This window comes from Bacillus sp. FJAT-42315, assembly GCF_002797375.1.
In the GTDB taxonomy this organism is placed as follows: Bacteria; Bacillota; Bacilli; order Bacillales; family Domibacillaceae; genus Bacillus_CE.
Window position 1 is genome coordinate 1,204,897 of record NZ_KZ454941.1, and the last position, 12,707, is coordinate 1,217,603.

Annotated in this window: 15 protein-coding genes; 11 read left to right on the forward strand and 4 right to left on the reverse strand. The window is 39.2% G+C overall.

Translation table 11 applies throughout. The annotated features are described in order from the left end of the window. Positions 1–146: 146 nt before the first annotated feature. The 8 genes from mbcS (at position 147) to CEF22_RS05740 (ending at position 7,320) form a co-directional block, all read left to right on the forward strand. The gene (gene mbcS / locus CEF22_RS05705; RefSeq protein ID WP_100402098.1) at positions 147–1,727 is read left to right on the forward strand and encodes an acyl-CoA synthetase MbcS; all 1,581 of its coding nucleotides are present in this window, start codon (positions 147–149) and stop codon (positions 1,725–1,727) included. A gap of 95 nt (positions 1,728–1,822) precedes the next feature. Continuing rightward, entirely contained in the window at positions 1,823–2,743 is a 921-nt protein-coding gene (gene rarD, locus CEF22_RS05710; RefSeq protein WP_100403925.1) for an EamA family transporter RarD, read from the forward strand. A 121-nt stretch (positions 2,744–2,864) separates the two neighbouring features. Further along, the gene (gene sppA, locus CEF22_RS05715) at positions 2,865–3,863 is read left to right on the forward strand and encodes a signal peptide peptidase SppA (RefSeq protein WP_100402099.1); all 999 of its coding nucleotides are present in this window, start codon (positions 2,865–2,867) and stop codon (positions 3,861–3,863) included. A 15-nt stretch (positions 3,864–3,878) separates the two neighbouring features. Beyond that, positions 3,879–4,406: an RDD family protein gene (locus CEF22_RS05720; protein WP_100402100.1), complete on the forward strand. Its 528-nt coding sequence runs from the start codon at positions 3,879–3,881 to the stop codon at positions 4,404–4,406. 115 nt (positions 4,407–4,521) lie between these two features. Further along, on the forward strand, positions 4,522–5,184 hold the full coding sequence (locus CEF22_RS05725; protein WP_100402101.1) for a DUF2953 domain-containing protein: 663 nt from the start codon (positions 4,522–4,524) through the stop codon (positions 5,182–5,184). Positions 5,185–5,199: 15 nt separating this feature from the next. Continuing rightward, complete coding sequence (gene ytfJ / locus CEF22_RS05730) at positions 5,200–5,652, forward strand: GerW family sporulation protein (RefSeq protein ID WP_100402102.1); 453 nt, start codon at positions 5,200–5,202, stop codon at positions 5,650–5,652. A gap of 110 nt (positions 5,653–5,762) precedes the next feature. Beyond that, positions 5,763–6,263 carry a thiol peroxidase gene (gene tpx, locus CEF22_RS05735; RefSeq protein ID WP_100402103.1) on the forward strand — a complete coding sequence of 167 codons (501 nt, stop codon included), beginning with the start codon at positions 5,763–5,765 and terminating at the stop codon, positions 6,261–6,263. Between the two features lie 64 nt (positions 6,264–6,327). Continuing rightward, positions 6,328–7,320 carry a class I SAM-dependent methyltransferase gene (locus tag CEF22_RS05740; protein ID WP_100402104.1) on the forward strand — a complete coding sequence of 331 codons (993 nt, stop codon included), beginning with the start codon at positions 6,328–6,330 and terminating at the stop codon, positions 7,318–7,320. A 44-nt stretch (positions 7,321–7,364) separates the two neighbouring features. Here CEF22_RS05740 and phaC read toward each other — a convergent pair whose 3' ends face one another. The 3 genes from phaC to CEF22_RS05755 form a co-directional block, all read right to left on the reverse strand. Next, a complete protein-coding gene (gene phaC / locus CEF22_RS05745) occupies positions 7,365–8,429 on the reverse strand; it encodes a class III poly(R)-hydroxyalkanoic acid synthase subunit PhaC (RefSeq protein ID WP_100403926.1) in 1,065 nt (354 codons plus the stop codon). A gap of 69 nt (positions 8,430–8,498) precedes the next feature. After that, a complete protein-coding gene (fabG, locus tag CEF22_RS05750) occupies positions 8,499–9,239 on the reverse strand; it encodes a 3-oxoacyl-[acyl-carrier-protein] reductase (RefSeq protein WP_157843273.1) in 741 nt (246 codons plus the stop codon). A gap of 94 nt (positions 9,240–9,333) precedes the next feature. Next, a complete protein-coding gene (locus CEF22_RS05755; protein ID WP_095477448.1) occupies positions 9,334–9,828 on the reverse strand; it encodes a poly(R)-hydroxyalkanoic acid synthase subunit PhaE in 495 nt (164 codons plus the stop codon). A gap of 270 nt (positions 9,829–10,098) precedes the next feature. On the opposite strand from CEF22_RS05755, the gene phaQ reads away from it, so the two are divergent. From phaQ to CEF22_RS05770, 3 genes are all read left to right on the forward strand, one after another. Next, positions 10,099–10,521 (forward strand): poly-beta-hydroxybutyrate-responsive repressor, encoded by a 423-nt coding sequence (gene phaQ / locus CEF22_RS05760; RefSeq protein WP_100402106.1) that lies wholly within the window; start codon positions 10,099–10,101, stop codon positions 10,519–10,521. Between the two features lie 132 nt (positions 10,522–10,653). Beyond that, positions 10,654–11,169, forward strand: a complete 516-nt coding sequence (locus CEF22_RS05765; RefSeq protein WP_157843177.1) for a hypothetical protein — start codon at positions 10,654–10,656, stop codon at positions 11,167–11,169. A gap of 121 nt (positions 11,170–11,290) precedes the next feature. Further along, positions 11,291–12,133, forward strand: coding sequence for an EcsC family protein (locus CEF22_RS05770; protein WP_100402107.1), 843 nt, complete (start codon positions 11,291–11,293; stop codon positions 12,131–12,133). 64 nt (positions 12,134–12,197) lie between these two features. On the opposite strand, the gene CEF22_RS05775 is transcribed toward CEF22_RS05770, so the two are convergent. Further along, a complete protein-coding gene (locus CEF22_RS05775; protein ID WP_100402108.1) occupies positions 12,198–12,494 on the reverse strand; it encodes a hypothetical protein in 297 nt (98 codons plus the stop codon). Between the last annotated feature and the right edge of the window lie 213 nt (positions 12,495–12,707).

Sequence of the window (12,707 nt, forward strand, 5' to 3'; positions counted from 1 at the left end):
TTTAAGAGGAACTCCAAAAGGGTTCCTCTTTATTCTGGAAAAATGTTCACATTTACGACATGTAAGGAAATTTTTTTCAGATAAATATTTTAAAAGTTTTAATAATTTAGTATAATCAGATTAGATTGAACAAGGGGGGAATTAGGATGAAGCGTGAAGATTTATTAGCACCAGAAATGTATAACATTGTGATGGAAGTGGAGAAGTTTGCGAAAGATCCGAATCGTGTCGCTTTAAAATGGGAGAATGAAGCGGGAGAACAAAAGGAGATTACATATTCGGAGCTAATGAAAGCAACGAACAAGATTGGAAACGCTTTCCTTGATGCGGGGTTAAAAAAGGGGGACCCGATCCTAATTATGGTGCCGCGGCTTATTGAAGCATACGAAGTATTTTTAGCGGCATTAAAAGTAGGCTTAGTCATCATCCCGAGTTCGGAGTTATTGAGAACGAAAGATTTAAATTATCGTATTGAACATGCAGGAGTGAAAGGGATCGTTTCTTATGCTCCTTTTACAGAAGAGTTTAACCAAGCAGATAAGATTAATGAAATGATTAAATTCTCTTTTGGTGGTCAAGTTGAAGGATGGATGGATTTAGAAGAGAAAATGGAGACGACGTCAGATGAGCTAGAAATCGCAGATACGTCTAAAGATGATATCGCTTTCTTGCCATATACATCTGGTACAACAGGAAATCCAAAAGGGGTTGTTCATACGCATGCTTGGGGTTATGCTCATTTGAAAACAGCGGCTCCAAACTGGCTTGCGATTGAAGATGGAGACGTCGTATGGGCAACAGCTGGACCAGGTTGGCAAAAGTGGACGTGGAGCCCGTTCTTGTCTGTCCTTGGCTCAGGAGCAACAGGATTCGTTTATAACGGCAAATTTGAGCCGAAGAAATATTTGGAGCTGCTTGATCGTAATCAAATTAACGTGTTATGTTGTACGCCAACTGAATACCGCCTAATGGTGAAAGTGGACAATCTTGATGAATATAATTTGGAGCATTTACATTCCGCTGTATCGGCTGGAGAACCATTAAATCGCGAAGTTATCGACACGTTTAAAAAGCATTTTAATGTAGAGGTACGTGATGGCTACGGTCAAACAGAAAGTACGCTCGTGATTGGCGTATTAAAAGGAATGGAAGTGAAACCAGGATCGATGGGTAAACCAACACCTGGGAATCGCGTGGAAATTATTAATGAAGACGGAGAGCCGATTGGTGTTGGCGAAGTAGGAGATATCGCCGTCCATATTGATACGCCAGCTTTATTTAAAAATTATTATAAAGATCCAGAAAGAACGGCAATGCAATTCCGGGGAGACTATTATCTCACAGGGGATAAAGCGAAAAAAGATGAAGATGGCTACTTCTGGTTTGAAGGGCGCGGCGATGACATTATTATTAGCTCTGGCTACACGATCGGACCATTTGAAGTAGAAGATGCGTTAGTGAAGCATCCGGATGTAAAAGAATGTGCGGTGGTCGCTAGTCCAGATGAAATTCGCGGACATATCGTGAAAGCCTTCGTTGTTCTTCAAGATGGGGTCGATGAGAATGAACCGGGTCTTGTGGAAAAATTGCAAAATCATGTGAAAGAAATGACTGCACCATATAAATACCCTCGTAAGATCGAATTTCTTGAAGAATTACCGAAAACGACTTCAGGAAAGATTCGTCGTATTGAATTGCGCCAAGCAGAATTAGAAGTGAAAAATTAAGACATGTCTGGAACCCGTTCAATAGGCGGGTTTCTTTTTTTGAAAAGAGCGATATAATGAAAGTATTTCGTGACTAGAAGGAATTGGGTGAGCATATGAAGGAATCAACGAAAGTAGGCATCATGTATACAGGTAGCGCCTATTTATTATGGGGATTATTTCCGATCTATTGGAAGTGGCTTGAGCATGTTGCAGCGGACGAAATTTTAGCAAATCGAGTATTTTGGTCGTTTGCTTCCATGGTGTTGTTTCTATTATTCACAAGAAAAATCAGGCAATTGAAAGCAACATTGCAAGCGATGAAAACGAAGCCGAAACAAGTAGCCGCTTTAATCATCGCTTCCTTATTAGTAAGCTTCAACTGGTTTTTATTTATTTGGGCGGTCAATCACGATCGCATTATTGAAACGAGTCTCGGTTATTATATTAATCCGCTTATGACCGTGCTATTAGGAGTTTTTATTTTAAAAGAATCACTATCGAAAGCACAAATTTTCTCCTTTATATTGGCAATGGGAGGCGTGCTAGTGTTGACCGTTTCCTATGGGCAATTTCCGTGGATATCTCTCGGTCTAGCTGTCACTTTTGCGTTATATGGGCTGGCAAAGAAAATGATCCAAGTGGATGCGGCGATCGGTTTAACATTAGAAACAGCTGTTGTAACTCCAGCAGCGTTAGCTTTCTTAGTTTTTACTTATCTAAATGGGGATCTATCTCTTTTTTCTTATTCCGTATCAACGGACTTGTTGCTTATGATTGGTGGAACCGTGACAGCGATTCCGTTATTATTATTTGCTCAAGGAGCGCAAAAAATCCCGCTTTATATGATCGGCTTTTTACAGTATGTGACTCCAACGATGACCCTTTTGCTTGGAATTTTTGTTTATGATGAACCGTTTACGTCCGTACAACTGACCGCTTTCTCCTTTATTTGGATGGCACTCTTACTGTTTTCTTTGTCGCAAACAAAGTGGTATCAACAGAAGCCATTCATGTTGAAAAACGATCATCATTAACCGAAAATTCCTTCATTTAGTTTATTAGTAGGTGGAGAAGCGAATTTTTGGTAAAATAGGGATAGCTTATAAAATACATACTATGAGCAATTGACTTTTTAACATGAGAGGAGAGGAAATAGTGAACGCAAAAAGAAGTATAGCCCTTGCGGCTGCGGCTGCTTTATTTATTGTATCTGTAATTATTAACTTTGCGTTTTCAGCTAAAGATTTCACTTCTGGCTTGGAGACAGCTTTAGGAGAAGAAGGATTCACTGAGAACGTGAAAGAAGATGGAAACCCATTGGAGAAAATTGCCGTCCTACCAGTAGAGGGCGTCATTCAAGACACAGGAGCAGCACAACCGTTCATGGCTTCACCAGGCTACAACCATCAAGAATTTATGAAAAAAATGGACAAAGTGAAAGAGGATGATGCGGTGAAGGCAATCATTCTTCAAGTTAATTCTCCAGGTGGAGGCGTAGTCGAAAGCGCCCAAATTCATAAAAAGATTGTTGAAATTAAAGAAGAAACAAAGAAGCCTGTTTATGTATCGATGGGATCGATTGCGGCTTCAGGTGGTTATTACATATCGGCACCAGCAGACAAAATTTTTGCGAGTGCGGAAACATTAACGGGTTCCTTAGGTGTCATTATGCAAAGCGTCAATTATTCGGAGCTCGCTAAAAAATACGGCGTTGACTTTGTCACAATTAAAAGCGGTCCGCATAAAGACATTATGAGTCCAACTCGAAAAATGACAGACGAAGAGAAGAAAATTATGCAAGAGATGATCGACAATTCTTACGACGGTTTTGTCAAAGTCATTGCTGAAGGACGAGGCATGTCAGATGCTGAGGTCAGAAAAATTGCAGATGGTCGTATTTACGATGGCCGACAAGCGAAAGAGAATAATTTAATTGATGATTTTGGTTATTTAGATGATGTGATTGCACAGCTGAAAAAAGATGCTAAATTAAAAGGTGCTCAAGTCGTTACGTATGAATCTGATTTAGGATGGCCTTCATATTTTTCAATGAAAGCACAGCAAATGTTTGGTGGCAACGATGATGTTAGTACCTTAATGAAACTATTATCACATCCAAATTCTCCGCGATTAATGTACTTATATGCAGAATAAAGGAGGGATGGCGAAATGAACGATGAGATCAATAAAGAAACAGAAGAACAGTTGGTTACTGAGCCACCAATAGAAGAAAAGCCTCCTTACGTTACAACGCCTCATTACGCTGGCTTCTGGATGAGAGTTTGGGCGTATGTAATTGACTTGATCGTCATTGGCAGTATTTCAAGGCTGATCATTTATCCGGTCTTTCGGTTGCTTGAGGTAGATATCCATGTAAGTGGTATGTTTGAACCAATTAATGTGGCAACAGCAGCCGTCTTCTATTTATACTTTATTATCTTTACGAAGTATTGGGGGCAAACCGTTGGCAAAATGGTTTTAGGGTTAAAAGTGGTTTCCTTAAACGATCCTCAGCTTTCTTGGCAGACCGTATTAGTGAGAGAATTACTAGGGCGTTATATTACTTCGACGATCTTCATTCTTTATGTCCTTATCGCCTTTTTATCGAAAAAGCAAGGTGTACATGACTTATTTGCTGATACGACTGTTATTCACGAAAACACACTTGCTATCCAACAAACACCTGTCTATTCATAAGTGTAACGTAGCCATCGGGTATTGCCCGGTGGCTTTTTTCAATGTTCACATGAATTTCCCCACGTATAGGCTTCGTTCCTTTCGGGTACAATGCTAACGGAAAGGGCGGGAAATAATGGTATATGTTTGGTGGGTGCTGGGCTTATTATTTTTTTTAGTGGTGATCGTTTGTGTGTCCAAGTTACGCATTTTTATTGATTCGCTTGTTGAAAAAGGGAATGTAGATTTTACCGTTCGATTGGAGCTATGGAAAGGGCTCATCTCTTATACAGTGAAAGTTCCATTTGTTAAGCTGCTGACGAACCGGGGGAAAAAGCCGCCGAGTCTTTTGTTCGAGCAAAAGACGAATAAGACGGTTGAAAAAGAAATCACCTATTCCGAGTTTGAGCAGATACTAGAGGATACTAAGAGAATGATTCAACAAGTCGAATCATTGCAAACAGTCGTCCGCTCCTTTTTGAAAAAAGTGGAGATTGATGATATTCGTTGGGAAACAATTGTTGGAATGAAGGATGCTGCTTGGACTGGAATGGCGACAGGATCTCTTTGGGCTGTAAAAAGTAGTGCTATGTCTGTTACAAGTTTTCTAATGAGGATGACATCAGAGCCAAAAATAGCCATTCATCCTGTTTTTGGTCAATCTGTTTTACAAACACAATTTTCATGTATGATTGCCTTCCGTCCCGGGCAAGCTATAGTTGCTGTTATTCAAATTCTTTCTCGTTGGCGCGGCCAAAAAAGGAAGTGGAGAGCGTCAGCGATTAATAAACAAGTATAATCGGGAGGGAAAAAGATGAGTGAACATCCAATTGAAGGCTTAATGACAACGGCAATGGAAAATTTGAAAGAAATGATTGATGTGAATACGATCATTGGTGATCCGGTAGAAACACCTGATGGAAGCGTGATTATGACCGTATCTAAAGTGGGCTTTGGTTTTGCGGCAGGTGGAAGTGAATTTTCAATGGACAAACCAAATGGCGGCTCATCAGGAAGTTCGCAGTCGAAACAGGAGAAAAGTCCATTTGGTGGCGGAAGCGGTGGAGGAGTTTCGATCACACCGATCGCTTTTTTAATCGTAAAAGGTAACGACGTTCGAATGCTTCATTTAGATGAAAATACTCATTTAATTGATAAAGTGCTCGATATGGCACCAGGTGTCGTTGATAAAATTCAAAGCATGATGAAGAAAAACGATCAACCTAAGACAGATGGTTGTGGAGCGGCACACGATCCCTCAATTTAATCAAAATGGTCGCATCGTCCTTGCTGAAATTCGGCAGGGGTTTTTCTTTGCTTTTTTGCTGAATTTTTCAGTAAAATAAGAAGTGTAATGATATTAAGGAGGGATTCGGAATGGCTCATGTAACGTTTAAAGGAAATCCAATGACTGTACTTGGAAACGAAGTGAAAGTAGGAGATCAGGCACCGGATTTTACTGTGCTAGCTAATGACTTGTCAGAGGTGACACTAGCTGATTCTAAAGGGAAAATTCGCTTGATTAGTGTCGTCCCTTCTATTGATACGGGTGTATGTGATGCGCAAACGCGTCGCTTTAACGAAGAAGTATCCCAAATTGAAAATGTTGAAGTATTAACGATTTCTGCGGACTTACCGTTTGCACAAAAACGTTGGTGTGCAGCAAATGGCTTAGAAAACGTGAAAACATACTCGGATCATCGCGACCTTTCCTTCGCTGAAGCATACGGCGTTCACATGAAAGAGCTACGTTTATTAGCGCGTGCAGTATTTGTAGTTGACAGTCATGATAAAATTACTTACGTTGAGTATGTAAGTGAGGGAACGAATCATCCAGACTATGAAAAAGCAATTGAAGCTGTAAAAGCTGCTTTATAATCAGTAGGCTGACCCTTAACAAAAGGGTCAGCTTTTTTAAGTAATGTTTAAGGAGGAACCACATATGAATGAATTTTCCCCGATCGAAAAACTTTTCAAAACCTTCGATGAAACAGCTGCTATTCTTCAAAATGAATTGTCATGCACATATTTAGATGCTTTGGCAGAAACAGCTGAAAACTTATTCCAAAATGAAATCTTGCAAGAGGAATTAAGTGATGTGGCGAAAAAGAATATATCCAAGAAGTACGAAGACATTCAGCTCGATCAATTTTCGAAAGAAGACATCCGTAAAGCGTATCAGCTAGCAATTTTAAAAGGGATGCAGCAAAATGTTCAGCCAAACCATCAAATGACACCAGATTCGATGGGGCTATTTATCGGCTATTTACTTGGTCAGTTTATGAAGGACAAAAGCGAGTTTACGATCATGGACCCCGCTGTTGGGACAGGAAATTTATTGTTCACCGTGTTAAATCATTTATCAGAAAAAAAGCTATCGGCTATTGGGGTTGATATTGATGATTTGCTGTTGAAGCTTGCTTGGTGCGGAGCCAACTTACTTGAACAGTCTGTACAATTGTATAGTCAAGATTCATTAGAGCCCTTGTTAATCGATCCATCGGATGTTGTCGTGTGCGACTTGCCAGTTGGTTATTATCCAAATGATGTCCGTGCCGTCGAGTATGAGTTGTGTGCGGAAGAAGGGCATTCTTATGCTCACTTCTTATTTATGGAACAAAGCATCAAGCATACAAAACCAGGTGGCTATTTATTTTTCCTTATACCGAATGGCTTATTTGAATCTACTGGTGCGGATAAGTTGCACCGTTTCTTCCAGCAACACGTTCATATTCAAGGTGTCATCGGTTTGCCACCATCCTTGTTTAAAAATAAACAAGCGGCAAAAAATATTTTAATTTTACAAAAGCAGGCAGAAGATGCTCGACCACCGAAACAAGTCTTTCTGGCGAATTTGCCATCGATGAAAGATCCGAAAGCGATGCAATCGATCATGATGAAAATGAATCAATGGTTTAAAGAAAGCAAAGCATAAAACAATCCCCTTCACATATGTGTGAGGGGATTGTTTTATGCTTATTATTTGGAATGTTCAACTAACCATTGGTCAATCGTTGGATACGTACGTTTTACCGCATTTCCGCCAACGACTACTGACACATGACCAGTAGGCATGACATGATATGTTTTATCTTGGCTAGATACTTTTTGCATTAACGGTTTTACTTGCTCCGGTGCAGCGATATGGTCACGCTGAGCAGCAATATTTAAAAGATTTGCTTTAATATTACTTAACTGCACGTGTTGGCCACGAATCATCAATTCATCATTAATGAGTTTGTTTTTTTGGTAGAATTCACCGATCCATTGTCTGAAGGCTTCACCAGGGAATGGAATGCCATCATGTACCCATTTTTGCATTAGCGACCAGCTTTTCACAAATTCATCATTGTCTACGCGATCAGCTAATGTAACAAAAGGTCCAATATAGTTAACAAGCGGCTTTAATAATTTATTGCCAAGGTCAATCGTTTCCGGTGGAATAATTCCTAGCGTATCGACCATCTTGTCCAAATTGAAATAACGATCGTCGAGCCAATTTGTAAATAAGCCAGTATCCTCAAAATCAAATGGACTCGTTAAGAAGATTAAATTACGAATAGGTAAATCAGGGTGAAGAGCGGCAGAAATAGCCGTCATCGTTCCACCCATACAATAGCCAAGTAAGCTTACTTCATCGGCACCAGAAGTTCGCAATACTTTTTGAATTGCACGAGGGATGTAATCTAGCACGTAGTCATCTAATTTCATATGACGATCTTCGTAACCTGGCGTGCCCCAATCTAATAAGTAAACGTCATGGCCCTGATCCGTCAAATATTCAATTAGGCTACTGCCGGGCGTTAAATCTAATATATATGGCTTATTAATAAGCGCGTAAATCATTAATAGCGGCACTTTATTTGTCTTTTCTTTTGCCGGTTGGTAGCGATATAGCTTGGCTTTATTTTTTGTCCAAATGACCTCTTTAGGTGTTAAGCCGACTTGCGGTTCCGGTTCTTTTGTTAACACCTCGGATACTCGTTTAAAGCGATAGTAGCTTTTTTGGATATTCTCAGGTAACGTATTAACCCAAGCTTCCATTTCTTTCGTCGTAGTGTACACGTTCACATTCCCCCTTTTTAAATGTACAAGCAAACGATTTTGCTTTGCTTACATATATGCGCCACCGTTTACGTTGATGCATTGACCTGTAATGTAATCGCTGTTTGCGAGGAATAGAACTGCTTCTGCTACTTCAGAAGTTTTCCCTAAGCGTTTCATTGGGATCTTTGACACAATTTGCTCTAGGATATTGTCCGGAATTGCTGCAGACATTTCTGTTTCAATATAGCCAGGGCAGATAGCATTTACTGTAATCCCGTTTTTAGCTGTTTCTAAAGCTAAAGATTTAGTAAAGCCAATCATTCCTGCTTTTGAAGCAGAGTAGTTTGTTTGACCGAAGGCACCTGCTTGTCCAACGATGGAGCTAATGTTAATAATGCGACCGTACTTTTGCTCAAGCATTGTATGGATGACAGCAGATGTTGTGTGATAAATGCTATTTAAATTGATGTTAATAACATCGTACCACTCTTCTTCACTAAGCTTTTTGAATGAACGATCTTTTGTAATTCCAGCATTATTGACAAGAATATCGATTCTACCAAATTGTTTTTTCGTTTCTTCAATTAATTGTTGAGATTCTTCTAAGCTCGCTACATTCGCTTTGTAAGCTACTGCTGATCCACCAAAACCTTCAATATCTTCTACAACAGCTTTAGCTGCATCTGAACTTGAGTTATAGTTAATGACAACATTGGCTCCTTTTTTTGCTAGTTCTTTCGCGATTGTAGCCCCAATTCCGCGAGAGCCGCCTGTTACAATGACGACTTTCCCTTTTAAACTTAACAAATCTTCATTCTTTTGGATGAGTTCTTTTTCAATGATTGCCATTTATATACACTCCTTATGTAGTTTTTTAGAAGATAACGTGTGATTAAGTGCTTTATTTCTTTTGTTGTGAAGCGGGTGGTGTTGTTTTTGATGGGGCAGCTTCCGTTGAAGCGGAAGTTTTTTCTGGCTCCGGCGCAGTTGCTGCTTCCTCTACTTGTTGCAATGCTTTTAAGACTCGGTCCATCTTTTTATCTAGTCTGGCAACTGTTGTTTTTAATTTGCTAATTTCAGCTAAAGTAGGGCTGTTTAAAAGTTCATCTTCTACTTTTTGATCAAGCTCTTCTACTTTTTCTTCTACATTAATAATTAAAGACGCCACGCTAGAAATTTCTTCACGAGTTGGCATATTCATTTGTTTTAAATACGCATCTGTCGTCTTTTGAATTAGTTCCTGAAATTGCAAATAAGCGCTTTGCGTTTGGCCCATCCATTCAGCATAAGCCTCTTGTTGCATCGTTTCGTGGAGGACATCATTCCAGCTTGCTTCTGTTTTTTCGTAAAAACTTTTCCACACGGTAAATGGATCTGGCAATGTTTGTTGGGTCATTACGCGTTAACTCCTTTTGAATTTTTAGTTTTTTGTAAATCTTAACACTATTGCTATATGTTTAGGATAATACACATGAGGCATCTTTTGTTCCAAAAAAAAACGTGAAATTCTACTCAAAATCCCATAATTCTGACAATGTTTTTTACAGATGTTGTCGATTTAGATGCATTTTGTCAATATTTGTAGGTAATACAACGCTTGACTTAAAATGCATATAGGTGTAAATTACACATATAGGCGATATTAAAGATATAGTAGGTGATAGTGATGGTTGCCAACCGGCGTAACTCTAAAGAAGAGAAAGACGGAAAGAAAAATGTAGCAGGTGCACCGAAGAATTTTATGGTTCCTGTCCTTTTGCTTCTTCTAAGAGATTGGAATGCACACGGATATGAATTAATGCAAAAGCTTATTCAATTTGGGTTTCATTCCATTGATCAGGGGAATTTTTATAGAACATTGAGGCAATTGGAAAAAGATGAGTTTGTCACTTCTGAGTGGGATACATCATCAGGAGGTCCTGCCAAACGAATTTATTCGATTACATCGGCAGGGGAGCAATATTTACAGGTGTGGGCCGCTTCACTAGAACAGTATCAAAAAATGCTTGATCAGTTTTTTAATGTATACAGTCAATTTTTTATGCCACCAGGATTCGCAACGAATAAAGACGATCAATCGAAAAAATAGACAAGACCTCTTCAGTGCAGACAGCATAATTTTTGTAAAGCTTTGCAATTACCAAAGGAATAATTTGGCGATTGTATAAGTTTTTATATAAGGTCTACTTGACCTTAATTCAATCAAATGGAGGGTTTTAAAGTGACAAATAAAAAAGAAACAAACAAGTCTATTGATGTAATCGATGTGTTTTGGGACGGTTGGTTTAACGGATTCAAAACGTTCTATTCTTCTCAAGATGGATTAGAGCAAAGAACACTTCAAGTATTTGAAAGACAAAAGGATTGGATCAATTCTAGTCGCGCACAAATTTCTAAGCTAGAAGAAAACTCTAAAAAATTGTCTTCAGAATGGAAGTCTAACATGATGAACTCTTCTTGGAATCAACAAGAGCTTGGCGGCAAAAACTTAGCTGAATGGGTGGATCAGTTAGAAGAAATTAGCTATACGACTCAAGAACTAGCAATGAGCCCAGGGAAAGCTTCTATTGAAATGCTATCTAAATCTCAAGCTCATTTAGAAGAAACATATAAAAACGCACTTGAAGCACAGCAACAAAACCGTGCGGAAGTATTAAAAGCTTGTGAGGATTTAATTAATCAATTGAAGCAAACACAAAAAGGAATGCTTCAATCATTTGAATTAATCGCGAAGTAATAAATGATTGTTAGGCCAACTCAGGATGACTGGGTTGGCTTTTTGACATTCTTTTTGACATTTTCAAAAGGATCATAGAGAATAAAAAGATAAGAAACAGTGAAACGAGGAGGGGCTTGGCATGGCTTGGACGGAGCGGGATGAAGCGATGTGGGACGAGATTATGGCTTGGGAGCAGTCGCTCGCAGATGTTGAAGGAAATGATTTGCAATATACATATTCAAAGTGGTTACATGCGGCGTTTGAGGCCATACCGGAGGAGACGTCGGCTACTTTTTTTTATCAGTTGGATAATGCGCTTTTTCAAATGCATTCTCTACTACAAGGATCGCAATTTCAAAATGAAGCACGTGAGAGGATCTTAACTTCTGCTCGAGTGTTTAATGAAGAGGTCAATACCATTTCTGATATGAAAAAGTTGACGCTCGACCAGTTAGCTTACTTGAATCGTCAGCAGGCATCTAGACATCGGCTGTATTCGCTCATTCAAGGAGGAATCACAGGAACGGGTGGAGCCGTGCCCGTTAGCACCGATTTTCTCGCTATGATCTTGATTAACTTGCGTGCGGTTCAGATAACAGCGATGTCTTATGGCTATGATCCGCAAACACCATTTGAAATGATGGCTTCCTTGAAGGTGTTTCATGCGGCGACCTTGCCGGATCGCTTGAAAGTAGTTGGCTGGCAAGAGCTTCTATTAGAACTTGAAGAGCAGGAACAGTCCTTCTTTTATCAGGAGCCAGATCAATTAACAGACACGACTTGGCTTGAGGGGCCGATTAAGCAACTGTTTAAACTGATGGCAATTACAGTATTCAAAAATAAAAAAATGTCTAATTTGCCGCTTCTCAGCTTAGCGATTGGGGCGGGTATGAATTATCGTTTAACGAAAACGGTCACGACCTATGCAGAAAAATACTATCAATATCGTTTGTTGCAAGAGAAGAAAGTTGATAGTGAATAAAAAACCGCCGTATACGAAAAAAGTATGCGGCGGTTTTTATGAATGCTAAAAACGCTGTATAGGCCTATTTCTCTACAGAAGGCGAAGTTCGAAACCATAGCCAAAGATCATTAATAATAGAAGCAAGCTCACTAATTTCTTCATTAAGTAAGCAAGAGCGATCAAAGCTTTCTTCGTGATCTAGCTGCGCTTGGCGTTCGTTAATTTCTTTTTCTAGCTCTTGAATTCGATCCGGAATGCTACCACGAATCGTTTCCCATTGATGGAGGATGTAGGTTTGCTCATTCATTGAGTAATGACTCCACTCTTTCGGTAAATGAGGCACATCGATTCCAAGGCGCCGGTTTGTTTGAAAGTACATAATCTATCCTCTCTTTTTTCTCCATCTTACCTTTTTCCGTTGTTTTCTGCAAAAATCCAACGAAGAGTGATTATTTATTCATATAAAAGAAAAAAAATACACTTTTTTTGAATAAACCACTTGAAAGCTCATGAAGAACATGGTATTCTTTATTCATGTTAAGAGAATAAAAATTAATAAAAATGAATATTTATACTAATAGATATCAGCTTA